This is a genomic window from Ralstonia sp. 1138, assembly GCF_040544795.1.
GTDB classification, from domain to species: Bacteria; Pseudomonadota; Gammaproteobacteria; order Burkholderiales; family Burkholderiaceae; genus Ralstonia; species Ralstonia flatus.
Genome location: NZ_JBEPKQ010000002.1, coordinates 242643 through 263192, shown reverse-complemented (window position 1 = coordinate 263192; position 20550 = coordinate 242643). Strand labels below are relative to the sequence as shown.

The 20550-nt window shown below is 65.8% G+C and carries 23 protein-coding genes; 15 read left to right on the top strand and 8 right to left on the bottom strand.

Annotation, left to right across the window (positions count from 1 at the left end; translation table 11 throughout):
• Positions 1–57 precede the first annotated feature (57 nt).
• Positions 58–279, bottom strand: coding sequence for a heavy-metal-associated domain-containing protein (locus ABIC76_RS08870; RefSeq protein WP_354533721.1), 222 nt, complete (start codon positions 277–279; stop codon positions 58–60).
• A 145-nt stretch (positions 280–424) separates the two neighbouring features.
• Here ABIC76_RS08870 and ABIC76_RS08865 point away from each other — a divergent pair, with 145 nt between their 5' ends.
• The 9 genes from ABIC76_RS08865 to ABIC76_RS08825 all read left to right on the top strand — a co-directional run bounded on the left by ABIC76_RS08865 (position 425) and on the right by ABIC76_RS08825 (position 10878).
• Positions 425–2647, top strand: coding sequence for a heavy metal translocating P-type ATPase (locus ABIC76_RS08865; RefSeq protein WP_354533720.1), 2223 nt, complete (start codon positions 425–427; stop codon positions 2645–2647).
• A complete protein-coding gene (cueR, locus tag ABIC76_RS08860) occupies positions 2644–3111 on the top strand; it encodes a Cu(I)-responsive transcriptional regulator (RefSeq protein WP_102064024.1) in 468 nt (155 codons plus the stop codon). Before ABIC76_RS08865 ends, cueR begins: the two co-directional genes overlap by 4 nt.
• 75 nt (positions 3112–3186) lie before the next feature.
• Positions 3187–4056: an alpha/beta hydrolase gene (locus tag ABIC76_RS08855; RefSeq protein ID WP_354533719.1), complete on the top strand. Its 870-nt coding sequence runs from the start codon at positions 3187–3189 to the stop codon at positions 4054–4056.
• A gap of 67 nt (positions 4057–4123) precedes the next feature.
• Entirely contained in the window at positions 4124–5758 is a 1635-nt protein-coding gene (locus ABIC76_RS08850) for a GMC family oxidoreductase (protein ID WP_354533718.1), read from the top strand.
• A 247-nt stretch (positions 5759–6005) separates the two neighbouring features.
• Positions 6006–6776 (top strand): ABC transporter ATP-binding protein, encoded by a 771-nt coding sequence (locus ABIC76_RS08845; RefSeq protein ID WP_206273361.1) that lies wholly within the window; start codon positions 6006–6008, stop codon positions 6774–6776.
• A 111-nt stretch (positions 6777–6887) separates the two neighbouring features.
• Positions 6888–7628, top strand: a complete 741-nt coding sequence (locus ABIC76_RS08840; RefSeq protein WP_354533717.1) for an ABC transporter ATP-binding protein — start codon at positions 6888–6890, stop codon at positions 7626–7628.
• A gap of 75 nt (positions 7629–7703) precedes the next feature.
• Positions 7704–8912 (top strand): ABC transporter substrate-binding protein, encoded by a 1209-nt coding sequence (locus ABIC76_RS08835; RefSeq protein ID WP_027678828.1) that lies wholly within the window; start codon positions 7704–7706, stop codon positions 8910–8912.
• An 80-nt stretch (positions 8913–8992) separates the two neighbouring features.
• Positions 8993–9877, top strand: coding sequence for a branched-chain amino acid ABC transporter permease (locus ABIC76_RS08830; protein ID WP_009239536.1), 885 nt, complete (start codon positions 8993–8995; stop codon positions 9875–9877).
• A gap of 14 nt (positions 9878–9891) precedes the next feature.
• On the top strand, positions 9892–10878 hold the full coding sequence (locus ABIC76_RS08825) for a branched-chain amino acid ABC transporter permease (protein ID WP_102065099.1): 987 nt from the start codon (positions 9892–9894) through the stop codon (positions 10876–10878).
• A 233-nt stretch (positions 10879–11111) separates the two neighbouring features.
• Here the strand turns inward: ABIC76_RS08825 and ABIC76_RS08820 are convergent, their stop codons facing one another.
• Positions 11112–11363 carry a hypothetical protein gene (locus ABIC76_RS08820; RefSeq protein WP_354533716.1) on the bottom strand — a complete coding sequence of 84 codons (252 nt, stop codon included), beginning with the start codon at positions 11361–11363 and terminating at the stop codon, positions 11112–11114.
• 119 nt (positions 11364–11482) lie between these two features.
• Here ABIC76_RS08820 and ABIC76_RS08815 point away from each other — a divergent pair, with 119 nt between their 5' ends.
• Entirely contained in the window at positions 11483–11920 is a 438-nt protein-coding gene (locus ABIC76_RS08815) for a hypothetical protein (RefSeq protein ID WP_354533715.1), read from the top strand.
• Between the two features lie 23 nt (positions 11921–11943).
• Entirely contained in the window at positions 11944–12702 is a 759-nt protein-coding gene (locus tag ABIC76_RS08810; RefSeq protein ID WP_027678832.1) for a sulfite exporter TauE/SafE family protein, read from the top strand.
• Here ABIC76_RS08810 and ABIC76_RS08805 read toward each other — a convergent pair.
• Positions 12692–13069, bottom strand: a complete 378-nt coding sequence (locus ABIC76_RS08805) for a cupin domain-containing protein (protein WP_027678833.1) — start codon at positions 13067–13069, stop codon at positions 12692–12694. The genes ABIC76_RS08810 and ABIC76_RS08805 overlap by 11 nt on opposite strands.
• Before the next feature lie 169 nt (positions 13070–13238).
• On the opposite strand from ABIC76_RS08805, the gene ABIC76_RS08800 reads away from it, so the two are divergent.
• Positions 13239–13790, top strand: coding sequence for a phosphonate degradation HD-domain oxygenase (locus tag ABIC76_RS08800; RefSeq protein WP_354533714.1), 552 nt, complete (start codon positions 13239–13241; stop codon positions 13788–13790).
• Here the strand turns inward: ABIC76_RS08800 and ABIC76_RS08795 are convergent.
• The gene (locus ABIC76_RS08795) at positions 13776–14744 is read right to left on the bottom strand and encodes an SDR family oxidoreductase (RefSeq protein WP_354533713.1); all 969 of its coding nucleotides are present in this window, start codon (positions 14742–14744) and stop codon (positions 13776–13778) included. The genes ABIC76_RS08800 and ABIC76_RS08795 overlap by 15 nt on opposite strands.
• Positions 14745–14849: 105 nt before the next feature.
• On the opposite strand from ABIC76_RS08795, the gene ABIC76_RS08790 reads away from it, so the two are divergent.
• Positions 14850–15746: a LysR family transcriptional regulator gene (locus ABIC76_RS08790; RefSeq protein ID WP_354533712.1), complete on the top strand. Its 897-nt coding sequence runs from the start codon at positions 14850–14852 to the stop codon at positions 15744–15746.
• 12 nt (positions 15747–15758) lie between these two features.
• On the opposite strand, the gene ABIC76_RS08785 is transcribed toward ABIC76_RS08790, so the two are convergent.
• The 3 genes from ABIC76_RS08785 to crgA are packed head-to-tail and all read right to left on the bottom strand — an operon-like array spanning position 15759 to position 17389.
• Complete coding sequence (locus ABIC76_RS08785) at positions 15759–15974, bottom strand: DUF3820 family protein (protein WP_354533711.1); 216 nt, start codon at positions 15972–15974, stop codon at positions 15759–15761.
• A gap of 18 nt (positions 15975–15992) precedes the next feature.
• Positions 15993–16481, bottom strand: a complete 489-nt coding sequence (locus ABIC76_RS08780) for a DUF3995 domain-containing protein (RefSeq protein WP_354533710.1) — start codon at positions 16479–16481, stop codon at positions 15993–15995.
• Between the two features lie 11 nt (positions 16482–16492).
• Entirely contained in the window at positions 16493–17389 is an 897-nt protein-coding gene (gene crgA, locus ABIC76_RS08775) for a LysR family transcriptional regulator CrgA (RefSeq protein WP_354533709.1), read from the bottom strand.
• A 107-nt stretch (positions 17390–17496) separates the two neighbouring features.
• Between crgA and ABIC76_RS08770 the strand changes: the two genes are divergently transcribed.
• Together ABIC76_RS08770 and ABIC76_RS08765 are read left to right on the top strand one after the other, a co-directional pair.
• Complete coding sequence (locus ABIC76_RS08770) at positions 17497–18102, top strand: short chain dehydrogenase (protein ID WP_354533708.1); 606 nt, start codon at positions 17497–17499, stop codon at positions 18100–18102.
• Between the two features lie 155 nt (positions 18103–18257).
• Complete coding sequence (locus ABIC76_RS08765; RefSeq protein WP_354533707.1) at positions 18258–19406, top strand: ABC transporter substrate-binding protein; 1149 nt, start codon at positions 18258–18260, stop codon at positions 19404–19406.
• Between the two features lie 74 nt (positions 19407–19480).
• Here the strand turns inward: ABIC76_RS08765 and ABIC76_RS08760 are convergent, their stop codons facing one another.
• Complete coding sequence (locus tag ABIC76_RS08760) at positions 19481–20494, bottom strand: aldo/keto reductase (RefSeq protein ID WP_354533706.1); 1014 nt, start codon at positions 20492–20494, stop codon at positions 19481–19483.
• Positions 20495–20550: the final 56 nt, after the last annotated feature.

The window sequence follows — 20550 nt, the reverse complement described above, 5'->3', positions numbered from 1 at the left end:
GCGCAAACAAAAAGGCGTGCCACAGCGGCACGCCTTTTTTTGTTGCCGAGCCCGGGCTCAGGCGGAAGCTTTGACCGGGTAGCCGGCTTGTTCGATGGCAGCCTTGACCGCATCGACGCTGGCCCCGCTGGTGACGGCCACGGTCTGCTTGTCGAGGTCGACCTGCACATTGGCGCCGGCATCGACCTGCTGCACCGCGCGCGTGACGGCCGATACGCAATGGCCGCAGCTCATGCCCGTCACCGCAAAGGTCGTGGAGGTCGTGGAAGACGTCGTCATGGTTGGCTCCTGAAAGAGGGAAGGGTGAATCACGGCAGCAGTATGAACCTTCCCATCGTGGGAAGCGCAAGCGTAAAATGGCGCTTGACCTTACCAAGATGGGAAGGTCTAGGCTGATGCCATCTCCTTCAAAACGGACGCTTCCATGACTGCCGCCAGCCTTCCCGACGTGACTTCCACCGATCTCGATATCAGTGGGATGACCTGCGCCGCCTGTGCGGGCCGCGTCGAGCGCGCCTTGCGCGCCGTGCCGGGTGTGACCGAGGCGAGCGTGAATCTCGCGACCGAGCGTGCCCGCGTGCAGGGCGGTGCGGCCCGCGATGCGCTGATCGCCGCCGTCACTGCTGCCGGCTATGAGGCGCGCGTCGCTTCCGACGAAACTGCCGCGCCGGCTGCCGCCGAACCCGACTTCTGGGACGGTGCCGGCCCCGTGTGGATTGCCGCCGCGCTGTCTGTGCCGCTGGTGTTGCCGATGATCGCCGGCTGGTTCGGTGGTGACTGGATGCTGCCGGCGTGGGTGCAATGGCTGCTGGCGACGCCGGTGCAGTTCGTCATTGGTGCGCGCTTCTACAAAGCCGGCTGGAAGGCGCTCCGTGCGGGCGCCGGCAATATGGATCTGCTGGTGGCGCTTGGCACGTCGGCGGCGTATGGGCTGTCGCTGTGGCTGTGGTGGCGCGCCGGGGCGGAGGGGATGCACCACGCGCCGCACCTGTACTTCGAAAGCGCCGCCGTGGTCATCACGCTGGTGCGGCTCGGCAAGTGGCTGGAAGTGCGTGCCAAGCGCCAGACTGCCCAGGCCATCCGCGCTCTGCAGGCGCTGCGCCCCGACACCGCTCGCGTGCGCGGTGCCGACGGCACGCTGCGCGATACCCCCGTCGCCCAGGTGCGCGTCGGCGACGTGGTGTCCGTGCGCGCCGGTGAACGCATCCCCGTGGATGCGGTGGTGCTGGAAGGCGCGAGCCACGTCGATGAATCCATGCTGACCGGCGAAAGCTTGCCCGTGCCCAAGCGCGAAGGCGACCGCGTGACCGCCGGTGCCATCGCCACCGACGGCGTGCTGCTCGTGCGCACCACGGCCATCGGCGCAGATACGATGCTCTCGCGCATCATCCGCCTCGTAGAAGACGCGCAGGCCGCCAAGCCGCCGATCCAGCAACTGGTCGACCGCGTGAGCGCCATCTTTGTGCCGGCGGTCCTGGTGGCGGCGTTGCTGACGCTGGCCGGTTGGTTTATCGCTGGGGCGGGGTGGGAGACGGCCATCGTCAACGCCGTGGCGGTTCTGGTGATCGCTTGCCCGTGCGCGCTCGGCCTTGCCACGCCGTCCGCCATCATGGCCGGCACGGGTGCGGGCGCGCGGCGCGGCATTCTCATTGCGGACGCGCAGGCGCTGGAGCGCGCCCAACAAGTCGATTTCGTTGTCTTCGACAAGACGGGCACGCTTACCGTCGGCCAGCCGCGTGTGACAGCGGTGGACGCGGCATCCGGCATTGATGCCGACACGCTGCTCGACCAGCTTGCCGCGCTGCAGGCCGAGAACACGCACCCGCTGGCACAGGCCACGCGCGACTATGCCAAGGAGCGCGGTCGCGCTGTCACGCCCGCGCAATCGCCGGAAGTGCTGGCCGGACGCGGCACGCGGGGCATCGTGAATGGCGTATCGCTGCAACTCGGCAATGCGCGGTGGATGGATGAACTGGGGCTCGATCGCAGCGCATTGCAAGCACGCGCCGATGCGCTGGAGGCGCAAGGCAACACCGTCTCGTGGCTTGCGCAGCGTGACGAAAGCGGCGTGCAGTTGCGCGGGCTGATTGCCTTTGGCGATGCGCTCAAGCCCGGCGCGAAGGAGGCCGTGTCCGCGCTGCAGGCGCGCGGCGTGCGCACCGCGCTTGTGACCGGCGACAACGCCGGCGCAGCACGCAGCGTGGCGCAGGCGCTCGGCATCGATGAGGTGGCCGCGCAAGTGCTGCCGCAAGACAAGGCCGCGCGCGTGTCGGCATGGCAGCAGGGCGGCCATGTGGTGGCGATGGTGGGCGACGGCATCAACGACGCGCCAGCGCTCGCGGCGGCCGATGTCGGCATTGCCATGGCCACCGGCACCGATGTGGCGATGCAGGCCGCCGGCATCACGCTCATGCGCGGCGAGCCGCGTCTGGTGAGCGACGCGCTGGACCTCTCGCGCCGCACTGTCGCCAAGATCCGCCAGAACCTGTTCTGGGCCTTCATCTATAACGTGGTGGGCATTCCGCTGGCGGCATTCGGCTTGCTGAACCCGACATTTGCCGGCGCGGCCATGGCGTTCTCCAGCGTGAGCGTGGTCACCAATGCGCTGATGCTGCGCCGCTGGCGCGCCACCGGAGACAACGCATGACGCGCACGAATCTCATCGACAAAGGCCCCGTCAACATTGGCGAGGCCGCGAAGGCCAGCGGCGTGTCGGCCAAGATGATCCGTTACTACGAAAGCATCGGCCTGCTGCCGCCGAGCCCGCGCACCGAAGGCAACTACCGCATGTACGACGCGCGGGCGTTGCATGTGCTGCGCTTTATCCACAGGTCGCGCTCGCTGGGTTTCGCGCTGGAGGAAATCCGCACGCTGCTGTCGTTGTGGAACGATCGCGAACGCGCCAGCGCCGATGTGAAGGCCGTCACCCTGCGCCACGTGGCGGATCTCGATGCGCGCATCAGCGAGCTGCAAAGCATGCGCGACACGCTCATGACGCTGGCCAACGCCTGCCACGGCGATGACCGCCCCGATTGTCCGATCCTCCAGAGCGTGGCCGGCGAGGGCGGTGAAGGCGGCCCCGAGTCCGACCTCGACGCCTGCTGCCACTGACGGGCCGCTCTATTGGCGCGGATTGCGACAGGCGGCGTCTATGCCACAATCTGGCAACCCAAGGAGGAGACGCCGATGACGCAAGCCCCCGCTCAGGTCACCGCCCATCCAGCGCTGGAAACCCGCCAGCGCATGAAGGACGGCACTGAACTGCTGGTCCGCACCTGGTTGCCCGCGCCCGACACCGGCGAGCCGCGTGGCACCGTCATCCTCGTTCACGGCATGGCCGAACACAGCGGCCGCTATCCACATGTGGCCAAGGTGCTCACCGACCTTGGTCTGCGCGTACGGGCCTTCGACCTGCGCGGCCACGGCAAGAGTGGCGGCCCGCGCATGGCGCTCGACGCGCAAGACAACTACCTCACCGATCTCGCAGAAATCGTCGATGCCGTCGTCGCCGAATGGCACGAGATGCCGTTCGTGCTCGGCCACAGCATGGGCGGATTGATCGTCGCGCGCTTCACCACCGCGCGTATCCGCCCCGTGCGTGGCGTGCTGCTGTCGTCGCCCGCGCTGCGCGTGAAATTGCCGCCCGGAACGGGCATCGTGCGAGGGATTCTCTCCGCCATTGCGCCGCGGTTGCCGGTGCCCAATCCCGTTGATCCGGCCAAGCTTTCGCACGATCCGGGCGTCGCCGCCGCCTATCGGGCAGACCCGCTGGTGCAGGGCACGATCAGCGCATCATTGCTGGAGTTCATGCTCAACGCGATCACGCAGGCGCAGCAGGATGCGCCGCGCCTGGAAGCGCCGATGCTGCTGATGGCCGGCGGTGCAGATTCGATTGTCGATCCTTCCGGCAGCCGCGATTTCTATGCGAATGCGCCGGAAGATTTGCGGACCTTGGCGTGGTTCGACAACGGGTATCACGAGATCTTTAACGAAGCCGAGCCGCTGCGTAGCGAGGTGTTTGGAAAGATGACGGAGTGGCTGGCTTCGCGGATTTGATTTGAAGTGAATTGGTTGCACCACAAAAACAAAAACCAATAACACCAAGGAAAAGAAGCACGGAGACATGGACACCTACGACTACATCATCATCGGCGCAGGCTCCGCAGGCTGCGTCCTCGCCAACCGGCTGACCCGCGACCCCGACGTTTCCGTCCTGCTGCTCGAAGCGGGCGGCAAGGACGATTACCACTGGATCCACATCCCCGTCGGCTATCTGTATTGCATCGGCAATCCGCGCACCGATTGGCTGTATCGCACGCGCGAAGAGCCCGGCCTGAACGGCCGCTCGCTGGGGTATCCGCGCGGCCGCGTGCTCGGCGGTTGCTCGTCGATCAACGGCATGATCTACATGCGTGGGCAGCGCGAAGACTACGACGGCTGGGCCGCCATCACCGGTGATGATTCCTGGAGGTGGGATGCGGTGCTGCCGCTGTTCAAGGCCAGTGAAAACCACCACGGCGGCGCGAATGCGTGGCACGGTGCAAACGGCGAATGGCGCGTCGAGCCGCAACGCCTGCATTGGCAGGTGCTGGAGACCTTCATCGAAGCGGCCGTGCAGGCGGGCATTCCGCGCACGAGCGACTTCAACCGCGGCGACAACTTCGGCGTCGGCTACTTCGAGGTCAACCAGAAGCGCGGCATCCGCTGGAACACGGCCAAGGGGTTTCTGCGCCCGGCATCGCAGCGGCCGAACCTGACCATCGTGACGGGCGCGCAGGTGCGGGCGCTGACGTTTGACGGCAAGCGCTGCACCGGCGTGACGTATCGCGGGGCAGGGCAAGACTACACCGTGGCCGCGCGCGAAGAGGTGATCCTGTCGGCGGGCGCCATCAACTCGCCCCAATTGCTGGAGCTGGCGGGCATTGGTCAGCCGGAGCGTCTGCAAGCGCTCGGCATTCCAGTGCGCCAGGCGCTGCCGGGCGTGGGGGAAAACCTGCAGGACCACCTGCAGCTGCGCAGCGTGGTCAAGGTGAACGGGGTGCCGACGCTCAACACGCGCGCGTCCAACTGGTGGGGCAAGGCGCTCATCGGCATGCAATACGCATTCAATCAGAGCGGGCCGATGAGCATGGCGCCTTCCCAGCTGGGCGTGTTCGCGCGATCGAATCCGCATGTGTCGCGGCCAGATGTGGAATATCACGTGCAGCCGCTGTCGCTCGACAAGTTCGGCGATCCGCTGCACGCGTTCAATGCGTTTACCGCGAGCGTGTGCAACCTGCGGCCCACCTCGCGCGGCACGGTGCATGTCACATCCGCCGATCCGTTTGCGGCGCCGACCATCGCGCCGAACTACTTGTCCACCGAGGAAGACCGCAAGGTCGCGGCCGATTCGCTGCGGCTCACGCGCCGCATCGTCGCGCAGCCGGCCTTGGCGCAATACCGGCCCGAGGAGTATCTGCCCGGCGCCGCGTTCCAGACCGACGAGGAACTCGCCCGCGCGGCCGGAGAAATCGGCACGACCATCTTCCACCCGGTCGGCACGTGCCGCATGGGCCGCGCCGACGATGTAAACGCCGTGGTCGATGCGCAGCTGCGCGTGCGCGGCATCGACGGCCTGCGGGTGGTGGACGCGTCCGTCATGCCGACGATTACCTCCGGCAACACCAACTCGCCGACGATCATGATTGCGGAGAAGGCGAGCGAGATGATCCGCGTGGCGCGCAAGGCCCGGGCGCGCGGTGAGGCGGTGCCGGCCTGACGTCGGTCCCCCGATGCCGATGACACGGGCGTGCCACACCGCCCGTGTCCACTGGATGCGCAATCCGCATTGCCCCGATACGTAACTCTACGTAACCCTTGCACGCGAGCCGGAAAGCCAATGCCGGTGCGGGTTTCCGGGGCGTAAGCGGGGTGTAATCGTCTCGGTAAAAACCCCGATGTTTTGCAACGCAACAGCCGTTGACAATCATCCGCACCATAAAAAGGGCGGGAGACAAGAGGGAATCATGGCGCAGGACATCATTCTCGAAACGCGCGGACTGACCAAGGCCTTCAAGGGCTTTACCGCCGTGTCCGACGTCAACCTGCGCGTGCAGCGTGGGTCGATCCACGCGCTCATCGGCCCGAACGGTGCCGGCAAGACGACCTGCTTCAACCTGCTGACCAAATTCCTGGTGCCCACGCGCGGCACGATTCTGTTCAACGGCATCGATATCACGCCGGAGAAGCCGGCACAGATCGCGCGTCGTGGCGTGATCCGCTCGTTCCAGATCTCCGCTGTGTTTCCGCATCTGACGGTGATGGAAAACGTTCGCGTCGGGCTGCAGCGGCAGCTCGGTACGGCGTATGCGTTCTGGCGCAGCGAGCAATCGCTCAACACGTTGAATGCGCGCGCGATGGAGCTGCTGGAACAGGTGGGCCTGACGGAGTTTGCGCACACCGTGACGGTGGAGCTGCCCTACGGCCGCAAGCGCGCGCTGGAGATTGCGACCACGCTGGCGATGGAGCCCGAGCTGATGCTGCTCGATGAGCCCACGCAGGGCATGGGCCACGAAGACGTGGACCGCGTGACGGAGCTGATCAAGCGTGTCGCGCAGGGCCGCACGATCCTGATGGTCGAACACAACATGAACGTGGTCTCGTCCATCGCCGACAAGATCACGGTGCTGCAGCGCGGCCAGATCCTGGCCGAAGGCCCGTACGAAGACGTCTCGAAGAACCCGCAGGTGATGGAAGCCTATATGGGCACCGCCGATGCGGCGCTGGAAGGCCATTGAGGCCGTTGACGCTGTTGAGGCCACTGATCGACGCTGATCGATCACGCGACGCGGCTGCGTGCCGCGCATCAAACGTAAGCGAACGCTAGACCGAACACACGAGAACACTGCATGAGCACGCCCGCGCTCCAGATCAAGGACCTGCACGCCTGGTACGGCGAATCGCACATCCTGCATGGTGTCGACCTGACCGTGAACCGCGGCGAGGTGGTCACGCTGCTCGGCCGCAACGGCGCGGGCCGGACCACCACGCTGCGCGCCATCATGGGCCTGGTGGGCACGCGCAAGGGCTCCATCGTCGTGCACGACGCAAGCGGCCACGGCGTCGAAACGATCGACCTGCCGACGCACAAGATCGCCCACTGCGGCATCGGCTACTGCCCCGAAGAGCGCGGCATCTTCTCGAGCCTCTCGTGCGAAGAGAACCTGATGCTGCCCCCGGTACTGAAGGGGCAAGTCGCCAAGACCGGCAATGCCGGCATGAGCATCGAAGAAATCTACGAGATGTTCCCGAACCTGGCCGAGCGCCGCCAGAGCCAGGGCACGCGCCTGTCGGGCGGCGAGCAGCAGATGCTGGCGGTCGGGCGCATTCTGCGCACGGGCGCGAACCTGCTGCTGCTCGACGAGATTTCCGAGGGCCTTGCGCCGGTGATCGTACAGGCGCTGGCCCGCATGATCCTGATGCTCAAGAAGCGCGGCTACACGGTGGTGATGGTGGAGCAGAACTTCCGCTTTGCCGCGCCGCTGGCAGATCGCTTTTATGTGATGGAACACGGCCGCATCGTCGAGCGTTTCGAGGCGGCGCAACTGCAGGACAAGATGCCGGTGCTGCACGAACTGCTCGGCGTGTAAGACGTTTTCCCGATCGACTTGCAAGACCCATGCGCCAGCGTGATCCGCGGCGCGCACGACACAGGAGACAAGACCATGACACTCAAGAAGCTGGCTGGTGCATTGATGGCGGTAGGGCTGGGCGCGGCTGCATTCGGCGCGCACGCGCAGGTGAGCGGCGACAAGGTGAAGATCGGCTACATCACCGATCTCTCGGGTCTGTATGCCGACATCGACGGGCAGGGCGGTGTCGAGGCGGTCAAGATGGCGATCGAGGATGCGGGCGGCAAGGTGCTGGGCAAGCCGATCGAACTCGTGACGGCCGATCACCAGAACAAGGCCGACATTGCCGCATCGAAGGCGCGTGAATGGATGGACCAGCAAGGCCTGGACATGCTGCTGGGCGGCACGAACTCCGCCACGGGCCTGGCGATGAACAAGGTGGCCTCTGAGAAGAAGCGCGTGTTCATCGACATCGGTGCGGGCACGGCACGCCTGACCAACGAAGAGTGCACGCCGTACACGATCCACTATGCATACGACACCGTGGCGCTGGCCAAGGGCACGGGCAGCGCGGTGGTCAAGCAGGGCGGCAAGTCGTGGTTCTTCCTGACCGCCGACTACGCCTTCGGCCACTCGCTGGAGAACGACACGACGGCCGTGGTGAAGGCCAACGGCGGCACGGTGGTGGGTTCGGTCAAGCACCCGCTGTCGGCGTCGGACTTCTCGTCGTACCTGCTGCAGGCGCAGTCGTCCAAGGCGCAGATCCTGGGCCTGGCCAACGCCGGCGGCGACACGATCAATTCGATCAAGGCGGCCAAGGAATTCGGCATCACCAAGTCGATGAAGATCGCCGGCCTGCTGATGTTCATCAACGACGTGCATAGCCTGGGTCTGCAGACGGCCGAAGGCCTGTTGATGACCGACAGCTGGTACTGGGACATGAACGACGCCACGCGCAAGTTCGCCAACCGCTACTTCATGAAGATGAAGAAGATGCCGAGCAGCCTGCAGGCTGCGGACTACTCGGCGGTGTCGAACTACATCAAGGCCGTGGCCGCTGCCGGCACGGACGATCCGGACAAGGTCATCGCGCAGCTCAAGAAGACCAAGATCGACGACTTCTACACGAAGGGCACCATCCGTCAGGACGGCCGTGCCATCCACGACATGTACCTGCTGCAGGTGAAGTCGCCGGCCGAATCGAAGAAGCCGTGGGACTACCTGAAGGTCGTGGCGACGATCCCGGGCGAGCAGGCTTTCACCACGCCGGCCGAGTCGAAGTGCTCGCTGATGAAGAAGTAAAAGCGTAGGCAATCCGGCGCCGCCGTCCGTGTGGAGGGCGGCGCCATCAACGTTGTGTTGGCGTTCTTCTCCTGACCGCGATGGAAATTTTCGGCGTTCCGCTACCGGCCATGCTCAGCCAGCTGTTGCTGGGTCTGGTCAACGGTTCCTTCTATGCGATGTTGAGCCTGGGCCTTGCGGTCATCTTCGGGCTGCTCAACGTCATCAATTTTGCGCACGGGGCGCTGTTCATGCTGGGCGCGGTGCTCACGTGGATGGGCTTCTCGTACCTGGGCGTGCCGTACTGGGCGATGCTGGTGCTGTCGCCCCTGGTGATCGGCCTGCTGGGCGTGGTGATCGAACGCACGCTGCTGCGATTCATCTACAAGCTTGATCACCTCTATGGCCTGCTGCTCACGCTGGGCGTGACGCTCGTTATCGAGGGCGTGTTCCGCGCCATCTACGGTGTCTCGGGCCTGCCGTACGACACGCCCCAGCTGCTGCAGGGCGCCACCGACCTCGGCTTCATGATGCTGCCCAACTATCGCGCGTGGGTGGTGGTGGCGTCGCTGGCAGTGTGCTTCGCCACCTGGTTCATGATCGAGAAGACGAAGCTGGGCGCGTACCTGCGCGCCGGCACCGAGAACCCGAAGCTGGTCGAAGCCTTTGGCGTGAACGTGCCGCTGATGGTCACGCTCACTTACGGTTTTGGCGTGGCGCTGGCGGCGTTTGCGGGCGTGCTGGCGGCACCGGTCATCCAGATCTCGCCGCTGATGGGGCAGAGCATGATCATCACCGTGTTTGCGGTGGTGGTGATCGGCGGCATGGGGTCGATTCTGGGTTCGATCGTCACCGGCCTGGGCCTGGGTGTGATCGAGGGGCTGACCAAGGTGTTTTATCCACAGGCGTCGGCGACCGTGGTGTTCGTGATCATGGTGCTGGTGCTGCTGGTGCGTCCGGCGGGCCTGTTCGGTAAAGAGAAATGAGCGGCGCGGCCAACATGACCAACTCTTCCTCCTTCAAATACGTCTTGTACGGCGTGCTGCTGGTGGCGCTGATTGCCGCGCCGCTGGTGGGCGCCTATCCGGTGTTCGTCGCCAAGCTGCTGTGCTTTGCGCTGTTTGCCTCTGCCTTCAACCTGCTACTGGGCTACACGGGGCTGCTGTCGTTCGGGCATGCGGCCTTCTTTGGCGGCGCGGGCTACGTGGCCGGCTACATGATGCGCGACTTGCACGTCACGCCGGAGCTTGGCCTGCTGGCCGGGACCGCGGCGGGCGCGTTCATCGGCCTGATCGTCGGCCTGCTCGCCATCCGCCGTCAGGGCATCTACTTCGCGATGATTACGCTGGCGCTGGCGCAGATGCTGTACTTCTTCTGCCTGCAGGTGCCGTTCACCGGCGGCGAAGACGGCCTGCAAGGCGTGCCGCGCGGCAAGCTGTTCGGCGTGCTGGACCTGTCGTCGGACATGACGCTGTACTACGTGGTGCTCGTGATCGTGGTCGCGGCGTTCCTGCTGATCGTGCGCACGATCCACTCGCCGTTCGGGCAGATCCTCAAGGCGATCAAGGAGAACGAGCCGCGCGCCACGTCCCTCGGCTACGACACCGATCGTTTCAAGCTGCTGGCGTTCGTGCTGTCGGCGGCGCTCACGGGCCTGGCCGGTGCGCTCAAGACGCTGGTGCTCGGCTTCGAGACGCTCACCGATGTGCACTGGTCGATGTCCGGCTCGGTCATCCTGATGACGCTGGTGGGCGGCCTCGGTATCCTGTCCGGCCCGCTGCTGGGCGCCGCGCTGGTGATTGCGCTGGAAAACAAGCTTGGCGACATTGGCAGCTTCCTGGCCGGCGCCACCGGCATCGAGGGCTTCAATATCCTCGGCGAATCGGTCACCACGGTTACGGGCGCGATCTTCGTGATCTGCGTGCTGACGTTCCGCCGCGGCATCATGGGCGAAATTGCGGCGCGCGTGCCTTGGTTGCGACGTTGACGCCACAATGCCCGAAGATGCCGGCAAATTTCACCCGAACGGCTGATCTTGGTGCCTGATGCACCGTAAGGGTTTGCTCTAGTTGCTGCATTGCGGTGCATCTTTTACAGTCGCGTTACGGTTTTCGCACGAGATAAATGAGGCGGGAGCGAGGAGACGACAGCACACACCGCATGTACGGTGGAGATGCAAAATAAATGAAGGCCCTGCCAGGCGATCCCCGGCAGGGCCTTTTAGTTTGTGCGCTCGCCTTCCGCGAGGGCGCCGGCCAGCAGCGCACGGCCCCGGGCGCTGACCGTTACCAACTGCAGCCCCGGCGCGGAGTCGGGCACGCAGTCCACCAGCCCGTCGATGCAGGCATCCTCCCAGATCGACAAACGCGGGCACGACGTCCGCCACGTTTCCAGTACTTCAGCATAGTGCCGCGGCCGCTCGGCCAGCGACTGCAGCAATTGCAGGGTGAGGGCGCGGGTCGGATCAGCCATGGCGGGCTCCGTGGGATGACGCATCCATTCTGGTTCGCGCTTATTCACAAGAGAAATGCATTCGGTGTCGACGCCTATGCGCGCGCTGCATGACAATGGCGCCTTCGCCTGAGCCCCCCATGACCCTGTCCACTCGCCTTGCCACGCCCGAAGACCGGCCGCGCCTGCTGGCCGCCGTCGCGTCGACCGCCTCGCCGCTGCAGGTGGCGCATGCCGTCGATACGCTGCTCGCCCATCCGAGCGTGCATCCGTGCTTCCTCGTTGAAATGCGTGAAGCGCTGGCCGGCGTGGCGCCGATCACGCTCGTGCCGCATCTGGCGCTGGGCGGTCTGGTGGCGTGGTTGCCCGTCGGCGTGATGGTGCTTTCCGGTGACACGGCCACGCGCGATGCGGCCCTGGCGGCCGTCAATGAGTACGCCAGGGCACATGGCATACTCCACGTCCTGTTGCCGCCCGCGGCGCTTTCGGCGGAAGACGCCGCAGAACTCGGCTTTGCGCCCGACGCATCGGGCTGCTGGCGGCGCAGCGCACGTCCGTCGCCCAAGTCGCTGGGCTAATCCTTCCCGTTACGTTTCTCCTGATGGAATTCGCTTTGCTCGCCGTGGCCGGCTTTCTGGCTGGCCTGATCGATGCCGTGGCCGGTGGCGGCGGCCTGGTGCAGATTCCCGCGCTGTTCTCGGCGTATCCGAACATCGCGCCCGCCACGCTCATCGGCACCAACAAGGTCGCGTCGATGTCGGGCACGGCGACGGCGGCGGTGCGCTACGGCCGCACGGTGCGCATTTACTGGGGCGCGACGGCGCCGGCGGTGGTCACGGCGTTTGTGTTTTCGCTGCTCGGCGCGTGGGCGCTCACGCATATTCCGGCCGAGCCGCTGCGCCGTGCGCTGCCGTTCGTGCTGGCGGTGCTGCTCGTCTACACGGTGGCCAAGAAGAATCTGGGCGCCGATCACGCCCCGAGCCTCAAGGGCTGGCGCGAGCGCGCCGCGGCATTGCTGGCCGGCGCGGCCATCGGTTTCTACGACGGCGTGTTTGGCCCGGGCACCGGCAGCTTTCTGATGATCGTGTTCGTGCGCGTGTTCGGGTACGACTTCCTGCATGCGTCGGCGTCCACCAAGATCGTGAATCTGGCGACCAACGTGGCTGCGCTGTTGCTGCTGGCCGCCAAGGGGCACGTCTGGTGGCAGCTGGGCCTGGTGATGGCGGTGGCCAACGTCGCCGGCAATCAGGTCGGCAGCCACCTCGCGCTGCGGCACGGCAGCCGCTTTGTGCGCAAGGTGTTCATCGTGGTGGTGCTGGCGTTGATTTTGAAGACGGCTTACGACGCCTTCATCCGTTGAGCTGCTTCTCGAGCGCCACGCTGCGCTCGGTAACGACATCGCCCGTGTGCTGCGTGGTTACGGTTTCGATCAGCATGATTCCGCATTCTTCGTCGGCTACCGGAAAGTGACGCACGCCGCGCGGCACGACGCAGAATTCGCCGGGGCCGAGATGCACATCGGCGCGGTCTTCGAAAGCGATTTTCAGGTGGCCGTAGACCACGAAGAACAGCTCGTCTTCATTCGGGTGGTCATGCCAGACGAACTCGCCTTTGAGCTTGGCGACCTTGATGTATTGGTCGTTGACCTGGCCGACGACGCGCGGCGACCAATAGTCCGTGACCTGTTCCAGCGCCTGCGTGACCTGTACGGCGTGTCCTGCGAGCATGATGCGCTCCGATGTGTGGGAAGGCCCTGAAGATAAGGGCGGGCGCCGCGCATTCCCAACCAAACTTTCTAATCGCGCCGATCACGCGGGCTAATGCGCGGTGCGTTGTCACCGTGTTGCCGCATGGGCCCGCTACGCTGCAGGGTTCCGCTTTTGCCCGCGCTGCATCATGGCCCTGAGTCTCGACGACATCCGCACGCTGTTCGACCGCCACGGCAACCTTGCCTACAGCGGCGAGCCCGTCACCCAACGCGAACATGCCCTGCAGACGGCCGCGTTGGCGGAGGCGGCCGGCGCGTCGGATGCGCTGATCACGGCGGCGCTGCTGCACGACCTCGGTCATTTGCTGAACCTGCAGGGCGAGACGCCGACCGCCCACGGCATCGATGATCAGCACCAGTACTTTGCGCTGCCGTTTCTGCGTGCGACGTTTCCGGAGGCCGTGCTGGAGCCGATTCGCCTGCATGTGGATGCCAAGCGCTGCCTGTGCGCGATGGATGCGCATTACTACGCGCGCCTCTCAGCCGATTCCGTACGGAGCTTGGCGCTGCAAGGCGGCGTGTTTTCGGCGCAGGAAGCCGAGGCCTTCATGCAGCGTCCATACGCTGCCGATGCGCTGCAGCTGCGCCAGTGGGACGACCTCGCCAAGGTGGCCGGGCAGCGCACGCCTGATCTTGCGCACTTCCTGGCGACGGCGGCGAGGGTTTCAGCGGCAGCCTAGGCTGCGCAGCGTCGCGCCCACGGCGTCGTCCCACGGCGTGTGCGGTTCGGCGCCGAGTGCCTGCACGAGCTTGGCGTTGTCCATGCGCACCGGGTGCTGCCACAGGTATCGCATCTCGCGCATCTCGCGCAGCATCTCCGAGAACGGCGCCAGCGCGGGCATCAGCCACCACGGGAAGGCGCGCGTCTTGACGGGGCGGCCCACCGCGCGGCCGATTGCTGCGGCCATCTGCGTGCCGTCGGCATCCCAGTGACCACGCATGTGATAGACGGCAAAGTCCGGCAGACGGTCGCCTTGCTCGACAAGACGCAGCATCGTTTCGGCCACGTCCGGCAGGTACGCCCATTGGTGCCCGATGCCCGCGGCGCCGGGCTGCGTGACGGTGCGCACGGGCTTGCCCGGCCTGACCAGCGCGCCGGCAAACCACGTGTTGCCGGTTTGCGGCCCGAAGAAATCGCCGGCGCGCACGATCAGGCTGCGCACGCCGTCTGCGCTGGCGGCCTGCATGCGGCGCTCCAGCTCTGCGCGGATCTTGCCCTTGCGCGTGAGCGGTGCCTGCGCGGTCGTTTCGCGCAGCACGGGAAACGTGTCCGGCGCAAAGTTGTACACCGTGCCGGGCAGCACGATGCGCGCGCCTGAAGCACGTGCGGCGGCGATGGTGTTGTCGATCATCGGCAGCACCAGCCCGGCCCAGTTCTGGTAGCCCGGCGGGTTGACGGCGTGGATGATCAGCTCCGCGCCCTGGGCCGCGCCAACCACGTCTTCTCGCACCATCGCGTCGCCGCGAATCCATTCGAACGCGGTGTTGCGGTTGGTCAGCGCCTCCGGATTGCGCTGCAGCGCCCGCACGTGCCAGCCGCGTGCCACCAGCCGACGGGCCACTTCACCGCCGATGCCGCCGGTGGCGCCCAGTACCAATGCGATGCGTTTTGCCTGTTGGTTTGCCTGTTCCATGACCGTGCTCCTGAGGTGTGTGAGAGCGTTACGATGGACGCATTCTGGGCGCGACTGTGCTTCAATGGAATTGTTGATGATGAGTGTGCAGCTATACGAATTTGTATGAGCGGAACTGAGCCCGGCTGGGAGTTGTATCGGACCTTTCTTGCCGTTGTGCGAGAAGGATCACTGTCGGGCGCCGCCCGCGCGCTGGGGCTGACGCAGCCCACGGCAGGGCGGCATGTCGATGCGCTCGAACGGGCGCTGGGCATGTCGCTCTTCATCCGAACGCAGCAGGGGCTGAGCCCCACAGAAGCGGCGCTATCGCTGCGGCCGTTTGCAGAATCGATCGAAGCCACGAGTGCAGCCTTGCTGCGCGCCGCCTCCAGCCAGGGCGAGGGCGTGCGCGGCACCGTGCGCATCACCGCCAGCGAGGTGGTGGCGGTGGAAGTGCTGCCGCCCATCCTCGCCGATCTGCATGCCGCCTATCCGGAGCTGACGCTGGAGCTGGTGCCTTCGAACCGGATGGAAGACCTGTTGCGCCGCGAGGCGGATATCGCCGTGCGCATGCAGCCACCGAGCCAAGGCGTGCTCGTTGCGCGGCATATCGGCGGGATCGAACTGGGGCTGTTTGCCCACCGGCGCTATCTGGCGCAGCGCGGCACGCCAACCACGGTGGAAGAACTCGCCGGCCACACGTTGATCGGCTACGACAAAGAGAATGCGTTCCTGCGCAGCGTGCGAGCGCAGTTCCCGTGGATCCAACGCAACCGCTTCGCGCTGCGCACCGACAGTGACCTGGCTGCGATTGCCGCGCTGCGTGCGGGCTTCGGCATCGGCTTCTGCCAGGTCGGCCTGGTGCGGCACAACGCAGATCTGGTTCGGCTGTTCGGCAAACAGGTTTCCATCACGCTCGACACCTGGCTCGCCATGCACGAAGACCTGCGCGACAGCCCGCGCTGCCGCGTCGTGTTTGACGCGCTCGCGACGGGGCTGCTGCGTTACATCAACGGCGATTGATCGATCGCGTTGTCAGCGGCCGTGGCGCAGTGGGTCGAGCAGACCCTTCAGGCCGTTGTGATCCAGCTCCTGCATCAGCGCGAGCAAGCGGCCGATCTGCCCCGGTGGAAAGCCCTCGCGCGCGAACCAGTTGAGGTAATGGCCCGGCAGGTCGGCAATCAGGCGGCCCTTGTACTTGCCGAAGGGCATTTGCGTGGTGACGAGGCGTTGGAGGTCTTCGGGGTTCATGGGCGCTATTGTGCCGCGTCAGCGCGAGGTGGCTGCAACAATCAACCCCGCCAGCACCACGCACAGCGGCGAGTACATCCACGTATCCCGCTGCGCAAACACGCTGCCGCGCACCCGCTTGAAGAAGCCGACATAGCGGAAGTCGCCCACGGCACGCAGCGTGAACACGGCGGCCAGCGCGAACGCGCCAATGCGCAGCGCGCCTTGCGGAATTGGCGCCACCAGCGTGCCGGATGCTGCGGCCACCCATGCCGCCATCGCCAGCAGGATCAGCCCGATCAACGCCGTGCCCAGCGCGCTTGGCTTGAACAGCGGCGCGCCGTTGCTGGAGGGCACAGCGGCCTGCTTGCCGGCGCGTCCGCCAGCGGCCCAGTAGAGGTGCGTCAACCCAAGAAATGCAAGCACTGCGCAAGCGATACGACCGGCGATCAGGGCGGGGAACATGGTGGCGGAACGTATGGAGATGGCGTGAGTGTAGTCAGCCGCGCCGCCCGCAGCGGTGGCCATGACGTCGCACCCTAAGCTGGCACACGCGCCGCCACATATTCCAGCAGATGCGCGACGAAACCCGTGAGCTTCGGCAACGGCCGCCGGTCCTGCCGGTACACGACGTGGATCGGTCGCGGTTCTGGCGCATACGCCTGCAGCACGCGCACGAGCTTGCCGTTGGCCAAGTCTTCAGCCACCAGTACCTCCGGCTGCAGCAGCAGGCCCGCGCCCGCCACTGCGGCCATGCGCAATCCGTGGCCGTCGTTGCAAGTGAAGGTGGGGTCGTCGCGCCAGGGCGTGTCGCCGTCCCACCCGCGCAATTGCCACGCATTGCGGTTGTTCCACACCATGTGCGACAGGCAGCGATGCTGCGGCAGGTCGGCCGGCGTTTCCGGCCGGCCGTACCGCGCCAAGTACTCCGGCGACGCGCAGATGACCATGCGATACACGCACAGCGGCTTGGCCACCAGATCGGCATCGCCCAGCGGGCCGATGCGGATGGCGAGATCGAACCCTTCGTCGACGAGATCGACCATGCTGTTGCTGAGGTTCAACTCCACGCGCACCTGCGGATGCGCCTGCTGGAACGTCGCGGCCAGTGGCGCGATCACGCACGCGCCGAACGTGGTGGGCGCGCTCACGCGCAGCGTGCCCGAAGGCGACGCGCGCAGCCGTTCGACCGAGGTTTCTGCCCAGCGCACCTGTTCCAGCACGCGCTTGGCATCTTCGTAGAACACGCGGCCGGCGTCGGTCAGGCTTTGGCGGCGCGTGCTGCGCTGGAGCAGGCGTGCGCCCAGCTGCGTTTCCAGCGCGCTCACATATTTGCCGACCATCACCGCGGACATTTCAAGCCGTGCCGCGGCCTCGGTGAAGTTGCCGCCTTCGACCACGGCAACGAAGGTCTCCATGCTGCGCAGCTTGTCCATATTCCGAACCATTGATTTGGAATGACCGAAGGTATCACGGCTTTATCGCATAAGGGGTTCGACCAAGAATAGGCGCCATTCCAACCGGATTTGCGAAGGAGCACAGCATGAAAATCGTCGTGATTGGCGCCAGCGGCACCCTGGGCCGCGCCGTGGTGGCAGAACTGGAGCAGGGCGGCGCACACGAAATCATCCGCGTCGGCCGCACGCAGGGCGAGCATCAGGTCGACATCACCAACGCAGACAGCGTGGCGGCGCTGTTCGACAAGCTCGGCCGCGTCGACGCCATCGTCTCCACTGCGGGCAATCTGTTCTTCGGGCCGCTGACCAAGATGACGGCCGCGGATTTCAACGTGGGCCTGCAGGACAAGCTGCTCGGCCAGGTGCGCCTGGCGCTGGTCGGTCAGCATTATCTGAACGACGGCGGCTCGATCACGCTGACCACCGGCATCGTGGGGCAGGAGCCGATCGCACAAGGCGCCAACGCCACTGCGGTGAACGCGGGGGTGGAGGGCTTTGTGCGCGCCGCCGCGTGCGAGCTGCCGCGCGGCATCCGCATCAACGCCGTGAGCCCGACGGTGCTGACCGAATCGATGGAAGCATATGGCCCGTTCTTCCCCGGCTTCGAACCGGTCTCGGCAGCGCGCGCGGCGTTGGCGTACCGGCGCAGCGTGGAAGGCGTGCAGAGTGGCCGGGTGTATCGCGTGGGCTGAATCGGCCCAGGTCGTGAACACGTTAAGTTTCGGGGTATCTCCCCCTTGCCCGCGTGGCGTGACTCCTTCTAGACTCGTTCATCCCCGACCCATCGGTCGGTCAATCGCAGATTCAGGGCGGGCGCAGACCCGCTCGACACATCTCAGGAGACGGCATGAAGGTATCGCGCGCATCCCGCATTGCACTCGCCGCGACGGCGCTGTTGGCCGGTACGGCATTCGCCCAGGTGAAGGTCGGCATTACGGTGTCGGCCACCGGGCCGGCGGCGTCGCTGGGGATTCCCGAGAAGAACACCGTGGCGCTGCTGCCCAAGGAAATCGCCGGCAAGAAGGTCGAGTACATCGTGCTCGACGATGCGTCTGACACGACCACCGCCGTCAAGAACACGCGCAAGCTCATCACCGAAGACAAGGTCGACCTGGTGATCGGTTCGACTGTCACGCCCAACTCGCTGGCGATGGTCGACGTGGTGGCCGAGAACGAAACGCCGATGATCACGCTGGCCGCCTCCGCGCGGATCGTCGAGCCGATGGACGCCAAGCGCGCGTGGGTCTTCAAGACGCCGCAGAACGATTCGCACATGGCAACGGCCATTGCCGAGCACATGGCAAACCATGGCGTGAAGACCGTCGCGCTGATCGGCTTTGCCGATGCCTATGGCGATTCGTGGGCGCAGGAGTTCGACAAGGTGGCGGGGTTGCGCAAGCTGAAGGTCGTCGCCAACGAGCGCTTTGCACGGACCGATACGTCTGTGACGGGGCAGGTGCTGAAGATCATGGCGGCCAATCCGGATGCAGTGCTGATCGCAGGCTCAGGTACGCCGGCCGCGCTGCCGGAACGTGCGCTCAAGGAGCGGGGCTACAAGGGCAAGCTGTATCAGACGCACGGTGTGGCGAACGCCGACTTCCTGCGCGTGTGCGGCAAGGATTGCGAAGGCACGTTCCTGCCGGCGGGCCCGATCCTGGTGGCCGAGCAGCTGCCGGACAGCAACCCGGTGAAGAAGCCGGCGCTGGCGTACAAGACAGCATACGAAAAGGCCTACGGCGGGCAGGTTTCCACCTTTGGCGGCCACATGTGGGATGCCGGTTTGTTGCTCACCAATGCGATGCCGGAAGCGCTGAAAAAGGGCCAACCCGGCACGCCGGCGTTCCGCAAGGGATTGCGCGACGCGATGGAGACGACGACCAATCTGGCGATCTCGCACGGCGTGATGAATATGAACGCGAAGGACCACCTTGGTCTCGACCAGCGCTCGCGCGTCATGGTCGAAATCAAGGACGGCAAGTGGAAGCTGCAGAACTGACGATGTAGGCAACGCCATCGGCCACGCAAAACGCACGGTTCGCGCCGTGCGTTTTGCTTTGTCTAGCGGAGGGCTCAAGCGTTGATAAGGCTTTGCGGCACCGGCGACGCCGTGGTTTCCGGCAGCGCAGCGTCGATTTCCGCGAGATCCGCATCCGTCAGTTTCAGGCTGGCCGCGCCGAGCAGGCCGTCAAGCTGATCCGGCCGTCGCACGCCGGCGATGGCTCCCGTCACCACCGGGTTGCGCAGCGTCCACGCGATGGCGACTTCGGCGGGCGTGCGTCCATGCCGGGCGCCGACGCCACGCAGCACCTCCACCAGCGCCAGGTTGCGCGTCAGGTTCGGCTCCTGAAATTCGGGGCTGCGCTGCGCGCGCCAGTCATCGGTCGGCAGCGCGGCGATGCGCTCGCGCGTCATGCGCCCCGACAGCAGTCCCGATTGCAGCGGCGAATAGACGATGTTGCCGATGCCATGCGCCGCCGTGTACGGCAGGATGGACTCCTCGATGCCGCGCATCAGCAGCGAGTAGGGCGGTTGCAGCGAGGCGATCGGTGCGACCAAGCGGGCGCGTTCCATTTGCGCCGCATCGAAATTCGACACGCCGATATGGCGGATCTTGCCGGCGCGGCGTGCCTCCGCCAGCGCGCCGATGGCGGCTTCGATCGATTGCTCCGGCGCCCCGGGCGGGAAGGCCGGCCAGTGGATCTGGTACAGGTCGATCGCGTCCACGTTCAGGCGGCGCAGGCTCTGGTCGATTTCACGTGAAAGCGATGCCGGGTCGAGCGAATGCGAAATCCGCCCCTGCGCGTCCCACACCAGCGAACCCTTGGTGAACACGTACGGGCGGCGGTCTGCGGGCAACGTGCGCAGCGCGCGGCCGACCACCGTTTCCGCGTGGCCCAGCCCATAGGCGGCAGCGGTGTCGATCCAGTTGATGCCGGCGTCCGCAGCGGCGGCGATGGCGGCAATGGAATCGCGATCGTCCTGGGCGCCCCAGCCATATTCCCAGTTGCCGCCGCCCGTGGCCCACGTGCCGAAGCCGAGTGGAGAGATGTGCAGGTCGGATTGACCAAGTTGTCGTGTCTGCATGGCGATGTCCTTGTCAGGTCAGGGAGAGGAGTCGCCAGTCTAGGCAGCGCGGTCAC